We start from the raw sequence: 21,255 nt of genomic DNA, 5'->3' as shown, positions 1-21,255 counted from the left end.
CGGTTCGATCCCGACGGCGCCGAGCCCCGCGAGGAGGAGCTGCGCGCCAAGTCGGGCTTCAAGGTGATCCACCGGCGGGACGGGCTGCTCCGCTGGGTGATCGACGCCCACCCGGAGGCGGCCGGCTTCCTCGCCACCGCACTCGACGCCCGGACCACCCCGAGGAGGCCGGTCGCATTCCTCGACGAGGACGCCCCCGAACTCGACGAGGCACTGCAGGACACCCGCACGCTCGAACAGAGGCGTCTCGATGCGCTGGTCTCGATCGCTCGGGACAGTCTCACGGCCGACGACGGCGACGTCTCCGGGACCGCGGTCACCGTTCTCGTGACCATTGACCACGAGGCGCTCGTCTCCGGGGTCGGCTCTGCCACGATCGCCGGTGTGGATGCCCCGATCAGCGCGGGGACCGCCCGCCGGCTCGCGGCGGACGCCCGGATCATCCCGGTCGTCCTCGGCGGGGCGTCACAGCCCCTGGACCTCGGCCAAGGGCGGCGATTGTTCTCCGAGTCGCAGCGTTTGGCCATGGCCGTCCGAGACGGCGGCTGCATCTGGTCCATCTGTCCGGAGCCGCCGGGTCGATGCCAAGCCGCCCACCTCACTGCATGGGAGAACGGCGGCCCGACCGACCTCGACAACGGCGCACTCATGTGCCCCTTCCATCATCGGCGGTTCGACAACGACGGGTGGGAGATGCGAGTGATCGACGGGATTCGACATCTGATCCCGCCACCGTGGATCGACGCCACTCGGCGACCGAGGCCCGCGGGACGACCGGCTCTGCCCCCTGCCTGACTCGGTTTCCCGATGTCGGGGGTGCGGTGCACCCTCCCGGCATGACACCCGTTTCGCCCTCCGTCGAGCACATCCTCGGCACCTTCTTCGCCCGCCGCTCCATCCGTGCAACGGGACTGCGCCTCGAACGCATCGTGAACGTCGCCAACCGCCTCTCGGACTGCATCGAACGCGGAGGTTCAGCGCTGCTCACGTCTGAGGAGCGCGTGCTGCTCGAACTGGAGCGCCAGTTCTGCCTGCATTGGCCGTTCCACCACGCGATGAAGGCGCCTCAGCTGCTACCGGTTCTCCGGCTGTTCGTCACGGACGCATGGCTGCCGACGAATCTGCAGGACCGCAGAGTCCAGCTGCACACGGTAGCGGCGCTGGTCGAGTTCCTCGAGGCGCAGGCGCTCGTGGACGGCCGACGTCTGCTGCTGCCCCTCCTCGAGCTGAAGGTGGCGATCGACGACGCCAAGGCCGCCCTGCACTGAGGACCCTCCCGGTGCCGGGCAATCAGCGTCGGCGACAGAACAGCCGGTCAGCGCAGCCGGTCACGGCAGCCGGTCAGCGCAGCCGCACCAGCCGCTCCGACCCCTCCGTCTTCACCTCGATGAGGTCGCTGCGCGCATTGAGGAAGTCGGTGAAGCTGCGGTAGCCGAGGGTCCGCTCGCTGAAGGACGGGTCGAGGCGGCGGATCTGCGACTTCACGGATGCGGCGTTCTTCCACTCCTCGTCATCCTTCGCCAGCAGCAGCTCGAGCGCACGGACGAGGAGGCGCGTCGCGGTCTCGTCGGACATCGCCGTGGCCGGCTCCACCGTCGCCTCATCGGTCGGGGCGAGGAATTCGGGCGCGGCGGTCGCACGACGCCCGCGGCGGGGCTCCTCAGCGGCGGGGGAGTCGACGGTGGTGCCCGCCGATGCCGCCGGCGGAACAGCGGCGCGCTCCGGCGTCACGGCGCCGGGGATCCCGTCGTACATCTCGAAGTGGTCGCACGCCGCGATGAGGGCGGGGCTCGTGCGCCCGGAGACGCCGATGCCGAGCACGAAGCGGCCGAGCCGCTTGCAGCGCTGCGCCAGCGCGATGTAGTCGGAGTCGCCCGCGACGATCACCACGTGGGTGAGATCCGGCAGGCGGAAGAGGTCCTCGAGCACGTCGACGGAGAGGCGGATGTCCGCGCCGTTCTTGAACGCCTTCGTGGTCGGGAAGAGCTGGGTGAGGTCGACGGCGCGGTTGACGAGCTGCTTGCGGTAGCTCGCATTGACCGGCACCGACCAGTCGGCGTAGGCCCGGCTCAGCGCGACCGTGCCGAACGAGGACGCGTAGTCGAGGATGGCGCCCACGTCGACCTCGGCCTCGGCGAGCCTGGTGGCCGTCTCGTCCCCGCCGGTGCGGGCGGGCACCACGTTGCGGGCGTTGTCGTTGCGCCACGCCATGTTGCCGTTCAGCTGGTCGTAGCGGGAGATGACGATGTTGTCGAAGTCGATGTAGACCGCGACGCGGCCCTCCGTCTGGTCTGCCATTCGTGCTCCGATCGTCGCGCGGCGGAAGCCGCGGCCCTCCTACGCTACCGGGGTCGCGAACGCCCCTCGGCTAGCCTGACCCACCGGAGGGGAGAGCCGTGGACGTCCTGACGATCGGCTTGCCGGGCTGCAGCGACGCCCCGATGCGGCGATGACCGCCGGGCTCGCGCCCTGGCTTCGCTGCCCAACCTGCGCCCGGGACCTGGAGGAGGTCGGGGCAGGCCGGCTGGGATGCCCGAGCGGACACCGTTTCGAGCTCAACAAGCGCGGATACGCCGGGCTGGTCCGAGAGAGCGCGAGGCTCCCGAACGGTCCTCGAGGACCCGTACTGGACGCGATCGATGCCCGGTTCGGCTCGGGTCTCCTCGACCCTCTGCTCGCGGCCGTCGATGCCGTCACGCCGGCCGCCGCGGGCGGCCGGCTGCTCGACCTGAGCGGGACCGGGGGACACCTCGCCTCGGCCCTGCTCGCGCACCGGCCCGGCTGGCGTGCACTCGTGCTGAGCTCCTCGCCGGCCCTGGTCGCCCGGGCAATGACCCGCAGCGGCGCGGACGGACTGCTCTGCGATCCCACACGCGACTGGCCGGTGCGGACCGGTGCCGCCTCCGTGCTGCTCGGCGCCTTCGCCCCGCACATGCCCGCCGAGTTCCATCGTGTGCTGGCTCCCGGCGGCGTGCTCGTCGCCGCGGCGGGGCCGTCTCCGCTCGGGGGAGCCATCGACGTGTCCGAGCTGCAGGACGATGTGGACCCGTGGTTCGAGTTCGACCAGGCCAGGACGGTGGCTCTGACGGAGGGCGGGACGACGGTCGTCCGCTTCCGGCGGCGGCGTCGTCCGCTCTGACCTCCGACCGGGCGGCCATGGCGTCGCGGAGTTCCCGGCACATGGAGGCGGACCGGTGCCGCCGGACGAGGGGTCGGTCTGCTCGCCCTGCCGTTCCTGCTGTCGGCGACCGTGCATCCGGCCGATGATCGTGTTCATCGTCATCTACGGACTCGACTGGGGGTCGCCACCGTGCCGCCCACCGTCGCGCTCTGCTGCGAGCTGTTCCGCGCGGACGGTCCGATCGTGTTGGCTGGGTGATCGCGTCGCACAGATCGGCGCCGCCATCGCTGCCACCGTCGCGGGCGTGATCCGAGACGGCACCGGCGAGTACACGCTCGCCTCGATCGGCGCGGCGGGACTCTGCGTCGTCGCGTCGGTCGTCAGCCTCGTGATCCGGCGGGCGCCCCTGACTCACAGAGGCCGGAGGATCTGCGTCGCGAGGTAGTCCGGTGCCTTCTCGGGGATCCAGTGCCCGCCGCCGAACTCCACGAAGTCGTAGGGCGCAGCGACGTAGCGCTCGGTCAGCTCGGCGGGCCGCCTGCCGAGCGCGAAGTCCTGGCGTCCCCACACGTAGCGGGTCGGCACGTGGATCCGGCCGTCCCCGTTCGCGCGCCCGCCGCCCGGGACCAGCAGTGCGCGATACCAGTTGAGGGCGGCGGTGAGCGCGCCGGGCTCGGCCATCCGGCTGGCATAGTCGTCGGCCACCGCGTGGGGGAGGCCGCTGGAGCGCAGCAGTGCGCCGAGGCGGGGGAGCAGCAGTCGCTCCGGGAGCACCGGGAGCTGCAGGAGCCCGACGTAGGAGGAGCGGATGGCCTGATCCGAGGACAGCAGCGACGCGGTGAGCGCCCGAGGATGGGGGGTCGAGACGACCGTGATCCGGTCCAGCCGCTGGGGGACCACCGTGCCGAGCCACCAGGCCACGATGCCGCCCCAGTCGTGCCCCACGATCGAGACGCGCTCGGCTCCGGACGCGTCGATCAGCGCGACCACGTCCCGCACCAGCTCGCGGGGGCGATACGCGGCGCGACCGGTCGGGCGCGCCCCTGGCGAGTAGCCCCGCTGGTCCGGGGCAAGAGTGCGCATCCCCGCCGCGTGCAGGAGCGGCGCGACGCCGTTCCAGGCGCCGCGGTTGGCGGGGAAGCCGTGCAGCAGCACCACGACGGGACCGTCGATCGGCCCCTCGTCCGTCACGTCGAAGCGGAGGCCGTGCCGGGAGAACGTGGAGATGCGCTGCACGCCCTCCGTTCTACTCCTCGCTCGCGGCGCCGCCCCGGAGGATCTGCCCGGCGACCAGGGTGGCGACGATCGGGGACCTCGCGAACGCCTCAGGGTCGGTGGTCAGCGGGTCGGCGGAGAACACGGTGAGGTCCGCGTACCTGCCCGGCTCGATGGTGCCGGTGAGCGACTCCCAGCCCACCGAGTACGCCGCCGCGCTCGTGTAGCCCTCGAGCGCCATCCGGGCGGTCAGGGCCTGCCGCGGCAGGACCGGCGCAGTCTCGGGGCGGTCGAAGGGTCGGCGGAGCTGGGCGTCGGCGAGGATCTGGCGCGGGTCGTAGGGGGCGATCGGCCAGTCCGAGCCGAGCGCGAGGACCGCGCCGGCATCGTGCACCTCGCGATAGCGGAAGCCGTTGATGGCCGCGCGCTCGTGCCCGAGCCGCTCGCTCCAGTTGTCGGTGTGGTCCGCCCAGACGTAGAGCGTCGAGTGCGTCGGCTGCATGCTCGCGATGGCGCCGGAGGCCACGAAGCGCTCCATGGTGCGGGCGGGCATCGTCTCGACGTGCTCGATCCGGTGCCGGGTCGCCGCCTTCTGCTCATCCGGGATCGCGGCGATGGTCTCCACGGCCGCGAGGATGGCCGCGTCGCCGATCGCGTGCGTCGCCGTGTCGATGCCGCGGCGCGCCAGGGTGAGCACCGCGAGGCGGTAGTTGTCGGGGTCGAGCCACTGCGACTTCGTCGACTCGCCGTGCGTGTCCGGCTCGTGCAGCCAGGCGGTGCCGTTGTCGATGGTGCCGTCGAGCATCAGCTTGACCCCGTCGACGACCCAGCGGTCGCCGCGGATGCCCTGCAGGCGGGTCACCCGCTCGATCTCCCCGTGCACCTCGGCGCCCGCGTCGAAGAAGGGCGAGCAGCGCAGGCGGATGGGCAGAGGCGCCTCCCGCTCGAGCTCCTGCAGCAGCTCGATGGAGGACTCGTCGAAGTTCATCAGGTGCACCGAGGTGAGGCCGGTCGCCGCCATCTCCTCCAGGATCCGCCGCACGTTGACGCGCTTCTGCGCCTCCGTCAGCTGCGGCATCGCGGCGCGCATCACGTTCTCCGCCTCCTCGAGGAGCAGGCCGGTGGGGTGGCCGTCCACGTCGCACACCACCTCGGAGTTGGTGGTGAACTCCACCGGGCCGGTGATGTTCGCGACCCGGAGGGCGGCCTGGGACACCAGGGCCGCGTGGCCGTCGAAGAGCCGCACGAACGCGGGGCGGTCGCCCACCGAGTCGTCGAGCAGCGCAGAGGTGATCGTCGCGCCCGAGAACAGGTTGGGGTCGAGGGCCCAGCCGAGCACCCAGCCGGGCTCGGGAGTGCGCGCCGCCTCGTCGCGCATCATCGCGCGCACGTCGTCGAGGGACCGCGCGGGGGAGAGGTCGACTCCGAGCGCGGTCGTCGTCGCCCCCGTGATGGCGTGGGAGTGCGCGTCGGTCAGCCCGGCGGTGATCGTGGCGTCGCCGAAGTCCACCCGCCGGGTCTGCGGCGTGCCCCAGCCGGCGGACTCCTCTCGGCTGCCGACGGCGACGATCAGGCCGTCCAGGATGCCCACCGCGGTGACGGCGGACTCCGCCGCCGTGTGGATGGTGTCGGCGGTGACGACGAGGTCGAGGAAGGCGAGGTCGGTCATGGTGCTCCGGTTCGGGATCGATGGCGAAGGCGGCCCAGCCGGGCATCCACACCTTCGTCCTCCGTCACCCTAAGGCCCTAGAAAGGAGGCATGAGAATCCTCCTCGCCGGTGCGTCCGGCACCCTCGGCCGCACCCTCGTCCCCCAGCTGCAGCAGGCGGGGCACACGATCGTGGGGGTCACCCGATCGCCGGAGAGCGCCGTCCGGCTCCGGGCGCGAGGGGTGCAGCCGCTCGTCGCCGATGTGCTCGACCGCGACCGGTTCCTCGCGGCGGTGCGAGGCCAGCGGGCCGACGCGGTCGTGCACGAGCTCACCGCGCTGTCGTCGGCGCCCACGCACTACCGGTCGATGCGCGCCACCAACGAGCTGCGCGACCGCGGCACGACCCACCTGTTGGAGGCCGCCGTCGAGCTCGGCGCAACCCGGTTCCTCACCCAGTCGATCGTGTTCGGCTACGGCTACCGGCGGACCCACCCGCCGCTCGTCGACGAGGACGCGCCGTTCGGCCAGCCCGAGGGCGCCCCGACGGACGGGGTGCACGCAGCCCTCGCCTCCACCGAGCGGCAGGTGCTCGGCACGCCGGGCATCGAGGGGATCTCGCTGCGCTACGGCCTCTTCTACGGACTCGATGCGCCGGTCGTGGCGCGGATGCTCCGCCGGCAGGTGCTCCCCGTCACGAGGTTCGAGGGCAAGGTGCCGACCGTGCACCACGAGGATGCGGCGGCGGCGACCGTGGCGGCGCTCACCCGCGGCGTGCCCGGCAGCGCCTACAACGTCGCGGACGACACCCCGGTGTCGTGGCGCAGGCACATGACGGCCGCCGCTCGGGCCCTCGGCGCACCGGCGCCGTTCGTCGTGCCGGCCTGGCTGCTCCGCGCGTCGCTCCCGTACGCCGCCGAGCTGATGACGCGCCTCGACCTGCGGGTCACGAGCGAACGGGCGCACCGCGATCTGGGGTGGACGCCGCGCTACCCGTCGGTCGAGGACGGCTGGCGCGCTGCGGCGGCTACGCGGTGAGCGCCTCGAGCAGCTGCGCCTTCGACATGGTGGTGTAGCCCGGCACCTTGCGCTCCTGGGCGAGAGCGCGCAGCCGCACGACCGTCCACGCGGCGGTGGGCTCGTCGCCGCCCTCCGGAACAGGAGCGGGCAGCGGTGGGGTGAGGGCGTCGGCCGGTGTCGAGGGTGCGGCCGTGGCCGGCGCCGGGGCCGGGTTCGAGGTCGCTGCGGGAGCCGGTGCAGGGGCCGGTGCATCACCGGGCGAGGGTGGCGCGGACGCGGGAGGAGCGCTCGTCGCGCCGGGGGCGACCTTCTCGGCCTTCGCCTTCGCCTTGTCCACGCGCTTCTCCGCCTTGCGGAGCGCCTTCTGTGCGCGGCCGAGCTGCTCCATGGCCTTGGCCGCACTCTTCTTCAGGGCGGTAGTCAGGTCCTTCGCCGCCGTGCCTGTCTTGCTGCTCTTCCCGCCCTTGCCCGCGCTCTCCGCCTTGGCGGCCCTGCCGCTGGAGTCCTTCTTCTTGCTCGGCTTCTTCTTCGCCATGACGACGCCTCCTCGTTGGTTGGCCCATTCTGGCGGGTTCACGAGCCGGGAAGAAGCGCGCGTGTTCGCCGACCATGCCTCGTCCTGCGGTAGACAGGACGTGAGGGAAGGGGAGCCCATGAGCGAAGTGCAGTCCAGGCGGCCGGATCGCTGCCCCTGCGGCAGCGGGGCTGCCTATTCGGAGTGCTGCGAGCCGCTCCATCAGGGAGAGCCGGCGCCCGCCGCGGTGGGGCTTATGCGCGCCCGATACGCCGCCTTCGCGCTCGGTCTCCCCGACTACCTCGCCGGGAGCTGGCACTCCGGCACCCGTCCCGCCGACCTGCGGCTGGACCCGGAGCTCACCTGGCGGCGGCTGCAGATCGTCGACACCGCGCGCGGCGGCGCGGGCGACGACGAGGGGATGGTCGAGTTCCGCGCGGTGTACCGGAGCCCGACCGGCCTCGAGGTGCTGCACGAGCGGAGCCGGTTCGTGCGCGAGCACGGCTCCTGGGTGTATCTGGACGGCGACCTGCTCGAGGACTGATCGCGCCCGGGCCGACGCGTCCGGACTGATCGCGGCCTTGTCAACGCCCGGGGGAGAGCTGGACCGCGGGCGGCGCGCCGGTCAAGACTGTGCTCACCGGGCTGCGCCGCCTGCAGCACCCGTCGCGGGGCTCGCGCTCCGCCGCCGCGAGAGGACTCCCGTCGAGATGGCCGTCACTGAGCAGTCGCCCCGGGATCCGCAGCACGAGCTCAAGCGCGTGATGGGCCCCAGGCTGCTCCTGCTGTTCATCGTCGGGGACATCCTCGGCACCGGCATCTACGCGCTGACCGGTCAGGTTGCCGCCGAGGTCGGTGGGGCGGCGTGGCTGCCGTTCCTGATCGCGTTCGCCGTGGCCCTCGTCACCGCGTGCTCGTACCTCGAGCTCGTGACCAAGTTCCCGCAGGCCGCGGGTGCCGCCCTGTACGCCCACAAGGCGTTCGGCATCCACTTCGTCACGTTCCTCGTCTGCTTCACGGTGATGTCCTCGGGCATCACCTCCGCGTCAGCGGCTTCGGGCGCCTTCGCGAGCAACTTCGCCATCGGCTTCGGGCTGGGGAAGTCGCCCGTGATCCAGCTGACGATCGCCCTCGCGTTCATCCTGCTGATCGCCCTCGTCAACCTCCGCGGAGTCGCGGAGAGCGTCGGACTCAACGTGGTGCTGACCCTGGTGGAGCTCTCCGGTCTCCTGCTGGTCATCTTCATCAGCCTCTTCGCCATCTTCGGCGGCCAGGCGGACTTCTCGCGGGTGGTGGCGTTCGAGACGCCGGACGACAAGAACGTCTTCCTCGCGATCAGCACCGCGACGTCGCTGGCCTTCTTCGCGATGGTCGGGTTCGAGGACTCGGTGAACATGGCCGAGGAGACGAAGGACCCGAGCCGGATCTTCCCGCGGATCATGCTCACCGGCCTCGGCATCACGGCCGTCATCTACGTGCTCGTCTCGGTCGTGGCGGTGGCTCTCGTGCCCGTCGGGAGGCTCGCCGGCAACGACACCCCGCTCGTGACGGTGGTGGAGACCGCCGCTCCGGACTTCCCGATCTCGGTGCTCATCCCGTTCATCTCGCTGTTCGCCGTCGCCAACAGCGCACTGATCAACATGATGATGGCGAGCCGGCTCCTCTACGGGATGAGCAGGCAGCGCATCCTGCCGCCCTTCCTCTCGCGGGTGCTGCCCGGGCGGCGGACGCCGTGGGCGGCGATCCTCTTCACCACCGCCATCGCGCTCGGGCTGATCGCCTACATCTCCCTGGACCCGGAGGGTCCGATCGCGCTGCTGCTCGGCGGCACCACCTCGCTGCTCCTGCTGGCTGTGTTCGCGGTCGTGAACGTGGCGGTGCTCGTGCTGCGCCGGCAGCCGGTGGACCACGATCACTTCCGCACCCCGAGCGTCCTCCCGGTGGTCGGCGCTCTCGCCTGCGTCTACCTCGTGCTGCCGTGGACCTCCGGTCGCGACCCTGCCCAGTACGAGATCGCGCTCATCCTGCTCGTGATCGGGGTGGTCCTCTGGGCCGTGACCTGGCTGCACCGGCGACGAAGCGGATACGAGCAGGGCGAGATCGATCAGGACTTCGAGAAGGTCGAGTAGAGCCGTCGGCACGCGAGCGAGGTGATGACCGGTCGGGGTCAGCCGCAGACCAGCGGCCAGACGAATTCGTCCGAGACGCAGCTCTGCTCGCTCCACGTGCCCGTGCCGGACCGGTGTCTGGTGGCGTCGACGAAGAGCTGGAAGCCCTCGATCTCGGGTCCTGTGCGGTAGTAGGTGACCACCGTGTCGTCGTCTGTGGTGCTGCTCGACACGGTGAGCTCGGCGCCGCTCGCCGCGGAGTCGTTCATGCAGGCAACGGCATCCGCGGGAAGCGGGCCCGACTGGCCGAGGTCGTAGGCGCCGCACGAGGGCAGCGGCTCCCGGTTGCGGAACTGGGCCGGCGCGGAGTCGTCGGTGCGGGACTCGGCGATGACGCCGGGCGCAGGCTGGCCCGCGCAGCCGGCCAGGCCGACGGCGAGGGCGGCCACCATGCCGACGCGGGCGGCTCGCGCACCGGAGGTCGTCGAGGAGCGGAGGAGTCTCGGCGGTCGATGCATCACGAGCAGACTAGGGCGGGCCGCGGGGAGTTCAGAGCCGGAGACGACTCGAGCCGCCCGCGAATATCGCGGACGGCTCGAGACGGGAATCTCCGCGGATCAGGCCCGCGAGTCCGCCGTCAACTTGCTCGACTCGTCGTGCCAGCTGCGGGCGACGGACGAAAGCTTCTCCTGGTACTTCTTGCCGTGGTGAGCACAGAACAGCAGCTCACCACTTCCCAGTTCCACCCGGATGTAGGCCTGCGCGCCGCAGCTGTCGCAACGGTCGAGCGCGGTCAGAACGTAGGTCGGAGCATCAAGGGCGTCAGTAGCGGTGTTCGACATGTGCTGCTCCTCTGGTTTTCGGTGCGTCACTGGGTTCAACAATGAAAGCACGGCGGTGTTCCGCTTCCGGTCCACCTTGTCACCGTTTCGCTCTGCGCGTAGCCGATCGTTACCTGATCGACGAAACGCCCGTCACGTGGGGTCGAAGCGTGTCACGCCGCGTCACTTCGCGCCATGCCCGCAATAGGGGCACGCAGGTGTGGCGGACAGCCGCCTGTCGGAACAGGCGCTTAGCCTTGCGGATGTGGCCCAACCCGACTACTCCGCACGGCACCTCTCCGTCCTCGAAGGACTCGAGGCGGTGCGCAAGCGCCCCGGCATGTACATCGGGTCCACGGATTCCCGCGGCCTCATGCACTGTCTCTGGGAGATCATCGACAACTCGGTGGACGAGGCCCTCGGCGGCCACGGCGACGAGATCGGGATCCGCCTGCACGCGGACGGCAGCGTCGAGGTGCGGGACACCGCTCGAGGCATCCCCGTCGACATCGAGCCCAAGACCGGCCTTACGGGCGTCGAGGTCGTGTTCACCAAGCTGCACGCCGGTGGCAAGTTCGGCAGCGGCTCGTATGCCGCCTCGGGTGGCCTGCACGGAGTGGGCGCGTCGGTCGTGAACGCGCTGTCCGAGCGCCTCGACGTGGAGGTCGACCGCAACGGCAAGACCTACGCGATGTCCTTCCACCGGGGCGAGCCCGGCAACTTCGCCGACACGAACGGGGTGCCCTCGCCCGATTCGCCGTTCTCGCCGTTCATCTCCGGCAGCGAGCTCCGGGTCATCGGCAAGGTCGGCAAGAACGTCACCGGAACCCGCGTGCGGTACTGGGCCGATCGGCAGATCTTCTCCCGGGACGCCACCTTCTCGGTGGAGGACCTCGTCGCCCGCGCCCGGCAGACCGCCTTCCTCGTTCCGGGCCTCGGCATCTCCCTCTCCGACGAGCGGGGCGCAGAGCCGCTCGTGGAGCAGTTCCGCTACGACGGCGGCATCGGCGAGTTCGTCGACTTCCTCGCCTCCGACGGTCCGGTCACCGACACCTGGCGACTGACCGGGACCGGCACCTTCACCGAGACCATCCCGGTCCTGCAGGAGAACGGGCACATGGTCGCCACCGAGGTGGAGCGCGAGTGCGTCGTCGACGTGGCGCTCCGCTGGGGCATCGGCTACGAGACCACCACCCGCAGCTTCGTCAACATCATCGCCACCCCCAAGGGCGGCTCGCATCAGGCGGGCTTCGAGGCCGGCCTGCTGAAGGTGCTGCGCACCCAGGTCGAGGCGAACGCCCGCCGGCTGAAGGTGGGCAACGACAAGATCGAGAAGGACGACGTGCTCGCCGGCCTCACGGCCGTGCTCACCGTGCGCCTGCCCGAGCCGCAGTTCGAGGGCCAGACCAAGGAGGTGCTGGGCACGCCGGCCGTCCGCGGCATCGTCACCCAGGTGATCACCAAGGCGCTCACCGAGCGGTTCACCTCCGCCAAGCGCGAGGACAAGACGCAGGCGTCCATGGTGCTCGACAAGGTCGTGTCCGAGATGAAGGCGCGCATCTCGGCGCGCACCCACAAGGAGACGCAGCGCCGCAAGAACGCGCTCGAGTCCTCGTCCCTGCCCGCGAAGCTCGTCGACTGCCGCAGCAGCGACGTCGCCAACAGCGAGATCTTCATCGTGGAGGGGGACTCCGCGCTCGGCACCGCCAAGCTCGCCCGCGACAGCGAGTACCAGGCGCTGCTGCCGATCCGGGGCAAGATCCTCAACGTCCAGAAGGCCTCCGTCAGCGACATGCTGAGCAACAGCGAGTGCGCCTCGATCATCCAGGTGATCGGGGCAGGGTCGGGCCGCACCTTCGATCTGGACCTCGCCCGCTACGGCAAGATCATCCTGATGAGCGACGCCGACGTCGACGGCGCTCACATCCGCACGCTGCTGCTCACCCTGTTCTTCCGCTACATGCGCCCGCTGATCGAGGACGGCCGGGTGTTCGCCGCCGTGCCGCCGCTGCACCGGGTGATCGTGAAGCATCCGGGCACCAAGCCCAACGAGACGATCTACACCTACTCGGAGCAGGAGCTGCAGGGGCTGCTGGCCCAGCTGAAGCGCGACAAGAAGAACTACGTCGACCCCATCCAGCGCTACAAGGGCCTCGGGGAGATGGATGCCGATCAGCTCGCGTCCACCACCATGGACAAGCGCTACCGGATGCTGCGCCGCGTCCGCGTCTCCGATGCGGCGGCCGCCGAGGGCGTCTTCGAGCTGCTGATGGGCAACGACGTCGCCCCGCGCAAGGAATTCATCATCGACGGCTCCCGCGACCTCGACCGCGACAAGATCGACGTCTAGCGGGTTGAACGGAGGACGCTGGGCCGGGGAAGCCGGGCCTCAGCCGATTGCCGAGCTCAGCTAGTTGCCGAGCTGGGCGCCGATCGAGCCCACGACCCCGTCGACGGGCAGGCCCGAGGCGTCCCGGCGGGCGCCCGGCTCCGGGAGGGTGCGGGTCGAGCCGTCCGGCCCGACCGCGAGCGCGGGGTCCGTGCCGACCCAGGCGACCGACAGCGTGTCCTCGCCCTTCAGGAAGCTGTGCGCACGCACGCCCCCTGTGGCGCGTCCCTTGGCGGGGAAGTCGAGGAAGAGGCTCACCTTGGCTCGGCCGGGGTCGGTGCCGGCGAGCGTGCCCGAGCCGATCGACACGGTGGCGACCACCGCGTGCTCCGGCTTGGCGACCGAGCCGAAGAAGATCGCCCGCGCCCCTTCGCCCAGATTGATGCCCGCGACGCCGCCGCCGGCCGGGCCCTGCGGGCGCACTGCCGAGGCCGGGAAATGCAGGAGCTGGGCGTCGGAGGACACGAAGACGAGCTCCTCGTCCTCGCCGGGCTGGGCGACGCCGACGACCTCGTCGCCGCCCTTCAGGGCGATCGCCTCGAAGTCGGGCTTGTTGGGGTAGCCGCCCGGGGTGACGCGCTTGACGATGCCGTCCCGGGTGCCGAGAGCGATGGGGCTGTCCGAGGTGAGGGACACGAGCCCCATGATCCGCTCGCCCTTGCCGAGGCCGCCGAGGTAGTCGCCGATCCGGGTTCCGGCGCCCAGCTGCACCGAGTTGGGCGGAACCACCGGCAGGTCGACGGGGGTGAAGCGCACGATGCGCCCCGCCGTCGTCACCGCGCCGAACTCGCCCCGGCTCGTCCCCACCACGGTGGAGAGGATGGCGTCGTGCTTGCTGCGCCTCGCGGAGCGGAGCGGCTCGACGACCCCGTCCGGAGCATCCACCCGCACGGCGCGGCCGGTGCTCGAGAGAACGACGGTGCAGGGCACGTCCTGGATCTCGAGCGAGGCCGCCTTCTTCGCGGCGGAGGCGGAGTTCGCGAGCGAGGGCTTGCCGTCCGTGAGGAGGGTGCGGCGGGGGGTGCCGAACTTGTCCGCCGCCGCCTGCAACTCGTCGCTGACCACCGTGCGGAGCAGCTGTTCGCTGCCGAGGAGCTCCTCGAGGAAGGCGATCTCGGCGCGCAGCTCGTCCCGCTCGGCCTCCAGCTCGATGCGGGAGAAGCGGGTGAGGCGGCGCAGGCGCAGCTCGAGGATGTACTCGGCCTGGATCTGGTCCAGGTCGAACACGTCGATCAGCCGGGTGCGGGCCTGCTCGGAGTCGTCGCTGCCGCGGATGACCTGGATGACCTCGTCGATGTCGAGGATCGCCACGAGGAGGCCCTCGACGAGGTGCAGGCGCTCGCGCCGGCGGTCGAGGCGGAACCGGGTGCGCCGGGTGACGACCTCGATGCGGTGGCCGACGTAGACCTGGAGGAGCTCGAGCAGCCCCAGCGTCCGGGGCCCGCCGTCCACGAGGGCGACGTTGTTGATGCCGATCGACTCCTCGAGCGGGGTGAGCCGGTAGAGCTGCTCGAGCACCGCCTCGGGGCTGAAGCCCGTCTTGATGCCGATGACGAGCCGCATGCCGTTCTTGCGGTCGGTCAGGTCGTTGACGTCCGAGATGCCCTGGATCTTCTTGGCGTTGACGCCGTCCTTGATCTTCTCGATCACTCGCTCGGGGCCCACGAGATAGGGCAGCTCGGTCACGACGAGTCCGGACTTCCGTGCGGTCAGGCTCTCGACCCGCACCTTGGCGCGCGTGCGGAAGCTGCCGCGACCGGTCGCGTACGCGTCGCGCACCCCGACGAGCGAGGTGATGGTGCCGCCCCCGGGCAGGTCGGGGCCCGGGATGAACTGCATGATGTCGTCGAGGGTCGCGTCGGGGTGGGCGATGAGGTGCCGCGCGCCGGCGACGACCTCGATGAGGTTGTGCGGCACCATGTTCGTCGCCATGCCCACGGCGATGCCGCTCGCCCCGTTGACGAGCAGGTTGGGGAAGGCGGCGGGGAGCACCTCGGGCTGGGTGAGCTGGTTGTCGTAGTTGGGCACGAAGTCCACGACATCCTCGTCGAGGTCCTCGACCATGGCCATCGCGGCCGGCGCGAGGCGCGCCTCCGTGTACCGGGATGCGGCCGGGCCGTCGTCGAGCGAGCCGAAGTTGCCGTGCCCGTCGATGAGGGGGAGGCGCATCGTGAACGGCTGGGCCAGACGGACGAGCGCGTCGTAGATCGCCGAGTCGCCGTGCGGGTGCAGCTTGCCCATCACCTCGCCCACGACGCGGGCCGACTTCACGTGACCCCGGTCGGGCCGCAGGCCCATGTCGGACATCATGTAGAGGATCCGCCGCTGAACGGGCTTCATGCCGTCGCGGGCGTCCGGCAGCGCTCGCGAGTAGATGACCGAGTAGGCGTACTCGAGGAACGAGCCCTGCATCTCGGAGGAGACGTCGACGTCCTCGATGCGCTCGACGCTTCCGCCGGGCGGGATTTCCGTGCTCGTCATGGTCGCGGCCGATCCTGTCGCGTGTTCGTTCTGATGCTCGTCCCGTGCTCGAGAGCGGTCGGGGCGAGGAGCCGTCGGGTCGGCTCGGGGGACGGTCAGGGCGGAACGACGCTGTGCCAGACTGACCCGGGTGTCCCTCATGGTAGCGACGACGCCCGGCACAGGCCCTCATCTGGACGCGGTGTTGCCCAGTTGCCTCGCCGCGGTGAGGGGGAGGAGCAATCCTCTGAAGCTGCCCGCGGCCCGCGGAGCGATCGTCGTGCTCATCGACGGCCTGGGCGCGGCGGCGCTCAAGGCGCGGGCCGGCTACGCCCGCACGCTCGCCGGAGCGCTGAGCAAGAAGTCCACTCTCGCGACCGGCGTCCCGACCACCACGGCCGCGGCCCTGTCCACACTCATGACGGGCGTCCTGCCCGGCGTGCACGGCGTCGTGAGCTACTCGGTGCTCGATGCCGCCACCGACCGGATCGTCAACCAGCTGAGCGGGTGGGGCGGTTCCGTCGACCCGCAGGTCTGGCAGCGGTGCCCCACCGTCTTCGAGGAGGCGCAGAGCGAGGGCGCCGTCCGCGGCGTCGCGGTGGGGCCGGCGCGGTACAGCTCGTCCGGGTTCTCCGCAGCGATCCTCCGCGGCGCCGACTATGTGGCCGCCGAGTCCATCACCGACCGCTTCGCCGCCGCCCTCGAGCAGGTGCGGCAGGGCTCAGCGGTCGTCTACCTCTACATCCCCGAGGTGGACAGCGCCGCGCATGCGAAGGGCTGGCAGTCGGATGCCTGGGCCGAGGCCCTCGAGGAGGTGGACGGCGCGCTCCGGGCCGCTCTCGCCCGGCTGCCGCGAGACGTGCTGCTGCTCGTCACCGCCGACCACGGCATCGTGGACGTCCCCGAGCATCGGCAGATCCTCTTCGATGAGAACCCGATGCTCGTCGACGGGGTGCGGCACGTGGGCGGCGAGCCCCGGCTGCTGCACCTCTACCTGGAGTCGGACCTGGCGGAGGGGGAGCGGCGGGCGCTGCTCGAGCGCTGGCGGACCGCCGAGGGGGAGCGTGCCTGGGTCCGGTCGCGGGAGGAGGCGATCGCGGAGGGCTGGTACGGCCCCGTCGATGCCGAGGTGGCCCCGAGGATCGGCGACATCCTGGTGGCCGCCCGATCCCTCGTCGCCTACTACGACTCGCGGACCGCGACCGCTGGCTCGCGCGGCATGATCGGGCAGCACGGCTCCTGGACGAGCGAGGAGACGCGCGTGCCGCTGCTGCGGTTCGGGGCCTAGGCCGGGTCGTCCTCCGGACGGGCGCCGAACACGATCTCATCCCAGCTGGGCATGGAGGTGCGCCCCCGGCGCGATCCCTTGGTCGGGACCGGTCCAGTGGCGGAGGACGGGCGACCGGGCAGGTCGACCGAGTCGGTGGGCTGCTCACCGCGCACCCGCTCGAGCAGGCGGATCGCCCCGGTGCTCGGGTGACGGCCTTCCGGCCTCTCGTCCTCGAAGCTCGCCGACTCGCGCTCGCCCCGCCGACGGCGGAGGGCCTCGAGCAGGTCGGCGGTCGGGGCCGGCTCGGCCGGCGGCTGGTCGCGGCCGACGATGCCGATGGAGCCCGTGTAGGCCGACGGCAGCCGCACTCGTCCGGTGGTCGCCGCGGGCTCGAGAGGAAGGACCGGGTCTGGCGTCGGAGCCTCCTCGGGGAAGTCGAACACGGCCGAGTCGAAGCGCGACGTGCTGGGCACGCCCGGCTCGGCGGTGACGGCGCGGAGCCGCGGCATGAGGGTGCCGCCGAGGTCACCCTGCTGGGAGAGCGCGACCGCCTCGCTGTTCAGGGGAAGCAGCGCGCTCTTCTTGGCGTCGAAGGCCCAACGGGCATCGTGCTCGATGGAGTCCGCGGTGAAGGCGACCTTGAGCACCCACCCGCCCTCCGGCTCCTTCCAGCTGGACCAGCGGGTTCCCGAGGCCGCGAGCTGGGTGAGGCGTTCCGCGAGCACCGCGCCGAAGGTGGGAGGCGCGCCCTCGGGGTCCTCCGGATTGCGCAGGGACAGGATCGGCACCGCGAGAGCCGCACTCGCCATGTACTCCCGCTCGGCGAGGATCGGTCCCTCGTAGCGCTGCACGTATTCAAGCGGCGCACCGGTGAGCTTCGCCACCTGCTCCGCGGACATGCCGCCCCGGATGTAGGTCTGGATCTCGCGCGGCGAGGACTTGCGTCCTGCGCCACCTCCGGCGGCGGAACCGCGCAGGCGTGCCCGCAGCTCCTCGTCGAGCTCGATCCGGTATCGACTGCCGTCCTGTGCGGTCGCCAGAATGGCGCCGTTCTCGATGGCGACGGCCCTCAGATGCTGCATGCGCGCGGCCTCTCCTTCGTCCCCCTCAGGATGTCACCGGGGGGCCAGCATTCCGGGGAATACGGAGGGCGCGCCGGAAGTTCTGTACCCGTCGGCGTCACGCCCGAACCCGGGTTTGCAATCACTGGGCCGATCCAGCAGACTGTCGCCGCCAATCACGGCCGATGTAGAAGAAGTGGATGGGAATGGCGACCGATTACGACGCCCCTCGCAAGACCGACGACGACTCCGAGTCGATCGAAGCGCTGAAGGAGCGTGTCCCGGACAAGCTGTCCGGAGTTGTGGATGTCGAGGACGCCGATAATCCCGCAAGCTTCGATCTCCCGGGTGCCGATCTCTCGGACCTGGACCTCGATGTGGTCGTGCTCCCGCCTCAGGCGGACGAGTTCACCTGCGTGTCCTGCTTCCTTGTGAAGCACCGCTCGCAGCTCGACCACGAGACGAAGCTGGGCCCGGTCTGCGCCGAGTGCCAGCTCTGAGACCCGCACACACGCGGACGAAAGGCCCCGGGAGACCGGGGCCTTTCGTGCGTCCGGGGTCCTAGCCGGTGGCGCGCGCCGATTCGAGGGCCGCGATGAGCTCCTCCGGCCGGCGGGTGGAGACGAGCCAGTACGGCGTCGGGTCCTCCGGGTCGGTGATGTCGACGCGCACGACCGGGTCGACCCAGCCCCGGAGGCGGAGGAAGGCGCGGGCGTCGAGGTCCACCCCGCGCGCCGCCGTGGCCTGCTCCCGCCGATAGCCGGTCGCCGCCCCGGTGAAGCGGAGCGGGATGTGGGCCGTTCCGGCCCGGAATTCCCCGTTCTGCACCGTCAGCGTCGGCGAGGTGAAGTAGAGCAGCGCGCAGACGCCGCCGAACAGCAGCACGGCGCTGACGATGCCGGCCAGCCAGGAGATGGGCGCGAAGACGAGCAGGCAGGCGGGGACGATCAGCGCACAGGCCAGGTAGATCCACGGTGAGGGCGAGAGGCGTTCGCGGTAGGGCACACCTCATTCCATCAGACCCGATCGGCTAGCCTCGTCCCGTGCTTCAGAGCGTGCCGGTGCTGATCACGGGGAACCAGCTCCCCTCATACGCCCACCCGGGCGACGCGGGGGCCGACCTCGCCGCCGCCGAGGACGCGGTGCTCGCCCCGGGAGAGCGGGTCACGGTGGGGACCGGTGTGGCGATCGCGCTCCCCGAGGGGTACGTCGGATTCGTCGTGCCGCGCAGCGGACTCGCGTTCCGGCACGGCATCACGATCGTCAACAGCCCGGGCACGATCGACGCGGGATACCGTGGAGAGATCCGTGTCGTGCTTCTCAACACGGACCGCACCGAGGAGTATCGGGTGCGCGCCGGCGACCGGATCGCGCAGATCGTCGTGATGCCGGTGTCGCCGGTCCGGTTCGTGCCGGTCCACGTCCTCCCGGGATCGCACCGGGGCGACGGCGGCTTCGGCTCGACCGGCTATGCGACGGGGACCGGCACCCCGCCCAGCAAGGAAGGATCCACTCATGAGTGACTCGACGGGCGAGGTCTCGCAGCCGAAGTCGGCACCCCCTGACCGGGAGTCCACCGGGCCCCTGGACGTGAGCGAGGCCAACGCGGTCCGCCCCTACGTCGACCTCGGCGGGGTCAAGATCGTTCCTCGCGAGGGGCTGCATCTGCGCCTCGAGGTCGAGGAGAACACCAAGCGGGTCGTCGCGGTCGGCCTGGACTACGCGGGCTCGACCCTGCAGGTGCAGCCGTTCGCGGCGCCCCGGTCCAGCGGCCTGTGGCACGAGATCCGTGCCCAGATCGCCGAGCAGATCCGCAAGCAGGGCGGCACCACCCGTGAGGCGGATGGGCCGTTCGGCCCGGAGCTCGTGGCGAACATCCCGGTGGTGGCGGGTCCCGGCCAGCCGCAGTCGTCCCGGATCGCGCGCTTCATCGGTGTCGACGGTCCCCGCTGGTTCCTCCGCGGCGTGATCGCTGGCGAGGGGGCGGTGAACCCCGAGGCGGCGATGCACATCGAGGACCTCTTCCGCAGCGTGGTGGTGGTGCGCGGCGCGACGCCGATGCCGCCCCGCGACCTCATTCCCCTGCACGTGCCGACGGGCTCCGCCGGCCCGCAGGTCGGCACGCAGCTTCCTGGCGCGTGAGCCGGATGGCGGACGGACCCGCGCGCGAGGACGCTCCGGACGAGGCGGTCGGCGCGGCCCTCGCGGCCGCCGCCCGGCGGGCCGGGTTCGGCACGGTCGCCGATGGCGCGCCGGTCACGGGCCGCACGGTGCTCGACTCGATCGGCGGCGTCCGGGGCATCCTCGAGGCGCTGGTGCCCGGAGTGCTGTTCGTGCTCCTGTTCTCGATCACCTCGTCGCTGCCGCTCGCGCTCGGCGTCTCCGCGGGGATGGCCGCCGTCTTCGTGCTGCTGCGGGTCCTGCAGCGCAGCCCGGTCTCGCCCGCGGTCGGCGGCCTCGTCGCCACCCTGGCCTCGGCAGGCCTCGCCCTGTTCACCGGGCGGGCCGAGGACAACTTCGTGCTCGGGCTCCTCACGAACGCCGTCTACGGCGGCGGGCTGCTGGTCTCCGTGCTGGTGGGCTGGCCGCTGCTCGGCGTCGCCATCGGCTTCCTCTACGGGGAGGGAACCGCGTGGCGCGGCAGCCGGCGCAAATTCCGGGCGATGCAGGGGCTCACCCTGATGTGGGTGGCCCTGTTCGCACTCCGCCTCGCCGTGCAGGCGCCGCTCTACTTCTCGGGCCAGACCGAGCTGCTCGGCACCTTCAAGCTGATCATGGGGCTGCCCCTCTTCGCACCGCTGCTCGTGCTCTCCCTGCTCATCGTGCGCGCCGCGTTCCCGGCCGGGCCCGGGAGCCGCGAGGTCGGTGCGGGCCCCGCCGGCCAGAGCTGACCGCGGTGCTAGTTTTATCTCGACGTCGAGATAGTTTTCGGAACTCCTGAGCGGCCCCGGTAAGGCAGGCCTTCCTGGTGCACTCCAGGACCCGAGGAGAGAATGGCACGAGGGCGCAGACGCCCGCTCGGCGCAACGAGGATGGACTTGAGGGCGTCGCCCTCGTGAGAAGGAGGACGACATGTCCGCAGTGGACAGCTTCGGGGCCAAGGATCGCCTCTCGGTCGGCGGGACCGACTACGAGATCTTCCGGCTCGACAAGGTCGAGGGCTCGGCCTCGCTGCCGTACAGCCTGAAGGTGCTCCTCGAGAACCTCCTCCGCACGGAGGATGGCCTCAACATCACCGCCGACCACATCCGCGCCCTCGCCGGCTGGAACCCCCAGGCCGAGCCGGACACGGAGATCCAGTTCACCCCGGCCCGCGTGGTCATGCAGGACTTCACCGGCGTCCCCTGCATCGTCGACCTCGCCACCATGCGCGAGGCGGTCGGCGCCCTCGGCGGCGACCCCACCAAGATCAATCCGCTCGCGCCCGCCGAGCTCGTGATCGACCACTCGGTCATTGCCGACCTGTTCGGCCAGGCGGACGCCTTCGAGCGCAACGTCGAGATCGAGTACGAGCGCAACGGCGAGCGCTACCAGTTCCTCCGCTGGGGGCAGACCGCGTTCGACGACTTCAAGGTCGTGCCGCCCGGCACCGGCATCGTGCACCAGGTGAACATCGAGTACCTCGCGC

At 71.1% G+C, this 21,255-nt stretch carries 22 protein-coding genes and 1 pseudogene; 14 read left to right on the top strand and 9 right to left on the bottom strand.

What is annotated here, in order from left to right:
* Together JWR33_RS09045 and JWR33_RS09040 are read left to right on the top strand one after the other, a co-directional pair.
* A partial coding sequence (locus JWR33_RS09045; RefSeq protein ID WP_297411245.1) for an HNH endonuclease signature motif containing protein occupies positions 1 to 795 on the top strand: 795 nt, incomplete at its 5' end.
* Between the two features lie 41 nt (positions 796 to 836).
* Entirely contained in the window at positions 837 to 1,268 is a 432-nt protein-coding gene (locus tag JWR33_RS09040; protein WP_297411243.1) for a hypothetical protein, read from the top strand.
* A gap of 73 nt (positions 1,269 to 1,341) precedes the next feature.
* On the opposite strand, the gene JWR33_RS09035 is transcribed toward JWR33_RS09040, so the two are convergent.
* Positions 1,342 to 2,298 carry an NYN domain-containing protein gene (locus tag JWR33_RS09035; RefSeq protein WP_297411241.1) on the bottom strand — a complete coding sequence of 319 codons (957 nt, stop codon included), beginning with the start codon at positions 2,296 to 2,298 and terminating at the stop codon, positions 1,342 to 1,344.
* 151 nt (positions 2,299 to 2,449) lie between these two features.
* Between JWR33_RS09035 and JWR33_RS09030 the strand changes: the two genes are divergently transcribed.
* Positions 2,450 to 3,139 carry a class I SAM-dependent methyltransferase gene (locus tag JWR33_RS09030; RefSeq protein ID WP_297411239.1) on the top strand — a complete coding sequence of 230 codons (690 nt, stop codon included), beginning with the start codon at positions 2,450 to 2,452 and terminating at the stop codon, positions 3,137 to 3,139.
* Positions 3,140 to 3,532: 393 nt separating this feature from the next.
* On the opposite strand, the gene JWR33_RS09020 is transcribed toward JWR33_RS09030, so the two are convergent.
* Both JWR33_RS09020 and JWR33_RS09015 read right to left on the bottom strand, forming a co-directional pair.
* Positions 3,533 to 4,357 (bottom strand): alpha/beta fold hydrolase, encoded by an 825-nt coding sequence (locus tag JWR33_RS09020; RefSeq protein WP_297411237.1) that lies wholly within the window; start codon positions 4,355 to 4,357, stop codon positions 3,533 to 3,535.
* A gap of 10 nt (positions 4,358 to 4,367) precedes the next feature.
* Complete coding sequence (locus JWR33_RS09015; protein WP_297411235.1) at positions 4,368 to 6,005, bottom strand: amidohydrolase; 1,638 nt, start codon at positions 6,003 to 6,005, stop codon at positions 4,368 to 4,370.
* Between the two features lie 90 nt (positions 6,006 to 6,095).
* Here JWR33_RS09015 and JWR33_RS09010 point away from each other — a divergent pair, with 90 nt between their 5' ends.
* Complete coding sequence (locus JWR33_RS09010) at positions 6,096 to 7,022, top strand: NAD(P)-dependent oxidoreductase (RefSeq protein ID WP_297411233.1); 927 nt, start codon at positions 6,096 to 6,098, stop codon at positions 7,020 to 7,022.
* Here JWR33_RS09010 and JWR33_RS09005 read toward each other — a convergent pair.
* Positions 7,012 to 7,539 carry a hypothetical protein gene (locus tag JWR33_RS09005; RefSeq protein WP_297411231.1) on the bottom strand — a complete coding sequence of 176 codons (528 nt, stop codon included), beginning with the start codon at positions 7,537 to 7,539 and terminating at the stop codon, positions 7,012 to 7,014. The genes JWR33_RS09010 and JWR33_RS09005 overlap by 11 nt on opposite strands.
* Between JWR33_RS09005 and JWR33_RS13555 the strand changes: the two are divergent.
* The 3 genes and pseudogenes from JWR33_RS13555 to JWR33_RS08995 all read left to right on the top strand — a co-directional run.
* Positions 7,538 to 7,735 (top strand): annotated as a pseudogene (locus JWR33_RS13555) (SEC-C metal-binding domain-containing protein); the annotation flags it as partial. The gene JWR33_RS09005 and the pseudogene JWR33_RS13555 sit on opposite strands and share 2 nt — an antisense overlap.
* Positions 7,736 to 7,774: 39 nt before the next feature.
* Entirely contained in the window at positions 7,775 to 8,062 is a 288-nt protein-coding gene (locus JWR33_RS09000; protein ID WP_366073994.1) for a YchJ family metal-binding protein, read from the top strand.
* Between the two features lie 166 nt (positions 8,063 to 8,228).
* On the top strand, positions 8,229 to 9,647 hold the full coding sequence (locus tag JWR33_RS08995) for an APC family permease (protein WP_297411228.1): 1,419 nt from the start codon (positions 8,229 to 8,231) through the stop codon (positions 9,645 to 9,647).
* Between the two features lie 38 nt (positions 9,648 to 9,685).
* Here JWR33_RS08995 and JWR33_RS08990 read toward each other — a convergent pair whose 3' ends face one another.
* Complete coding sequence (locus JWR33_RS08990) at positions 9,686 to 10,144, bottom strand: hypothetical protein (protein WP_297411225.1); 459 nt, start codon at positions 10,142 to 10,144, stop codon at positions 9,686 to 9,688.
* A 99-nt stretch (positions 10,145 to 10,243) separates the two neighbouring features.
* Positions 10,244 to 10,468 carry a hypothetical protein gene (locus JWR33_RS08985; protein WP_297411223.1) on the bottom strand — a complete coding sequence of 75 codons (225 nt, stop codon included), beginning with the start codon at positions 10,466 to 10,468 and terminating at the stop codon, positions 10,244 to 10,246.
* A 244-nt stretch (positions 10,469 to 10,712) separates the two neighbouring features.
* Between JWR33_RS08985 and JWR33_RS08980 the strand changes: the two genes are divergently transcribed.
* Positions 10,713 to 12,797, top strand: a complete 2,085-nt coding sequence (locus tag JWR33_RS08980) for a DNA topoisomerase IV subunit B (protein ID WP_297411222.1) — start codon at positions 10,713 to 10,715, stop codon at positions 12,795 to 12,797.
* 60 nt (positions 12,798 to 12,857) lie between these two features.
* On the opposite strand, the gene JWR33_RS08975 is transcribed toward JWR33_RS08980, so the two are convergent.
* Entirely contained in the window at positions 12,858 to 15,317 is a 2,460-nt protein-coding gene (locus JWR33_RS08975) for a DNA topoisomerase IV subunit A (protein ID WP_297411221.1), read from the bottom strand.
* Positions 15,318 to 15,522: 205 nt separating this feature from the next.
* Between JWR33_RS08975 and JWR33_RS08970 the strand changes: the two genes are divergently transcribed.
* Entirely contained in the window at positions 15,523 to 16,584 is a 1,062-nt protein-coding gene (locus tag JWR33_RS08970) for a nucleotide pyrophosphatase/phosphodiesterase family protein (protein ID WP_297411220.1), read from the top strand.
* Here JWR33_RS08970 and sepH read toward each other — a convergent pair.
* Positions 16,581 to 17,648, bottom strand: a complete 1,068-nt coding sequence (gene sepH, locus JWR33_RS08965) for a septation protein SepH (protein WP_297411218.1) — start codon at positions 17,646 to 17,648, stop codon at positions 16,581 to 16,583. The genes JWR33_RS08970 and sepH overlap by 4 nt on opposite strands.
* A gap of 185 nt (positions 17,649 to 17,833) precedes the next feature.
* On the opposite strand from sepH, the gene JWR33_RS08960 reads away from it, so the two are divergent.
* Positions 17,834 to 18,127: a DUF4193 domain-containing protein gene (locus JWR33_RS08960; RefSeq protein ID WP_297411217.1), complete on the top strand. Its 294-nt coding sequence runs from the start codon at positions 17,834 to 17,836 to the stop codon at positions 18,125 to 18,127.
* 61 nt (positions 18,128 to 18,188) lie between these two features.
* Here the strand turns inward: JWR33_RS08960 and JWR33_RS08955 are convergent, their stop codons facing one another.
* Complete coding sequence (locus tag JWR33_RS08955; protein ID WP_297411215.1) at positions 18,189 to 18,632, bottom strand: DUF3093 domain-containing protein; 444 nt, start codon at positions 18,630 to 18,632, stop codon at positions 18,189 to 18,191.
* 38 nt (positions 18,633 to 18,670) lie between these two features.
* Here JWR33_RS08955 and dut point away from each other — a divergent pair, with 38 nt between their 5' ends.
* The 4 genes from dut to JWR33_RS08935 form a co-directional block, all read left to right on the top strand.
* Positions 18,671 to 19,150, top strand: a complete 480-nt coding sequence (dut, locus tag JWR33_RS08950) for a dUTP diphosphatase (RefSeq protein ID WP_297411213.1) — start codon at positions 18,671 to 18,673, stop codon at positions 19,148 to 19,150.
* On the top strand, positions 19,143 to 19,769 hold the full coding sequence (locus JWR33_RS08945) for a DUF3710 domain-containing protein (RefSeq protein ID WP_297411211.1): 627 nt from the start codon (positions 19,143 to 19,145) through the stop codon (positions 19,767 to 19,769). Before dut ends, JWR33_RS08945 begins: the two co-directional genes overlap by 8 nt.
* A 5-nt stretch (positions 19,770 to 19,774) precedes the next feature.
* The gene (locus JWR33_RS08940; RefSeq protein WP_297411209.1) at positions 19,775 to 20,518 is read left to right on the top strand and encodes a DUF3159 domain-containing protein; all 744 of its coding nucleotides are present in this window, start codon (positions 19,775 to 19,777) and stop codon (positions 20,516 to 20,518) included.
* Positions 20,519 to 20,699: 181 nt separating this feature from the next.
* Positions 20,700 to 21,255 (top strand): aconitase family protein (locus JWR33_RS08935; RefSeq protein WP_297411207.1); only part of this gene is annotated, 556 nt, incomplete at its 3' end.

Origin of the sequence: Naasia sp. (genome assembly GCF_025465545.1) — a bacterium.
Lineage (GTDB): Bacteria > Actinomycetota > Actinomycetes > Actinomycetales > Microbacteriaceae > Naasia.
This window is presented reverse-complemented; position numbering and strand designations above follow the sequence as displayed.

Excerpts from the sequence above, each read along its gene's own strand:
- JWR33_RS09005 (WP_297411231.1), bottom strand. The coding sequence starts at position 7,539 with ATGGCGAAGAAGAAGCCGAGCAAGAAGAAGGACTCCAGCGGCAGGGCC.
- JWR33_RS08940 (WP_297411209.1), top strand. The coding sequence starts at position 19,775 with ATGGCGGACGGACCCGCGCGCGAGGACGCTCCGGACGAGGCGGTCGGC.
- JWR33_RS08985 (WP_297411223.1), bottom strand. The coding sequence starts at position 10,468 with ATGTCGAACACCGCTACTGACGCCCTTGATGCTCCGACCTACGTTCTG.
- JWR33_RS08995 (WP_297411228.1), top strand. The coding sequence starts at position 8,229 with ATGGCCGTCACTGAGCAGTCGCCCCGGGATCCGCAGCACGAGCTCAAG.
- JWR33_RS09010 (WP_297411233.1), top strand. The coding sequence starts at position 6,096 with ATGAGAATCCTCCTCGCCGGTGCGTCCGGCACCCTCGGCCGCACCCTC.
- JWR33_RS09015 (WP_297411235.1), bottom strand. The coding sequence starts at position 6,005 with ATGACCGACCTCGCCTTCCTCGACCTCGTCGTCACCGCCGACACCATC.
- sepH (WP_297411218.1), bottom strand. The coding sequence starts at position 17,648 with ATGCAGCATCTGAGGGCCGTCGCCATCGAGAACGGCGCCATTCTGGCG.
- JWR33_RS08990 (WP_297411225.1), bottom strand. The coding sequence starts at position 10,144 with ATGCATCGACCGCCGAGACTCCTCCGCTCCTCGACGACCTCCGGTGCG.
- JWR33_RS09000 (WP_366073994.1), top strand. The coding sequence starts at position 7,775 with ATGCGCGCCCGATACGCCGCCTTCGCGCTCGGTCTCCCCGACTACCTC.
- JWR33_RS08975 (WP_297411221.1), bottom strand. The coding sequence starts at position 15,317 with ATGACGAGCACGGAAATCCCGCCCGGCGGAAGCGTCGAGCGCATCGAG.
- JWR33_RS09035 (WP_297411241.1), bottom strand. The coding sequence starts at position 2,298 with ATGGCAGACCAGACGGAGGGCCGCGTCGCGGTCTACATCGACTTCGAC.
- JWR33_RS08945 (WP_297411211.1), top strand. The coding sequence starts at position 19,143 with ATGAGTGACTCGACGGGCGAGGTCTCGCAGCCGAAGTCGGCACCCCCT.
- JWR33_RS08960 (WP_297411217.1), top strand. The coding sequence starts at position 17,834 with ATGGCGACCGATTACGACGCCCCTCGCAAGACCGACGACGACTCCGAG.
- JWR33_RS09040 (WP_297411243.1), top strand. The coding sequence starts at position 837 with ATGACACCCGTTTCGCCCTCCGTCGAGCACATCCTCGGCACCTTCTTC.
- JWR33_RS09030 (WP_297411239.1), top strand. The coding sequence starts at position 2,450 with ATGACCGCCGGGCTCGCGCCCTGGCTTCGCTGCCCAACCTGCGCCCGG.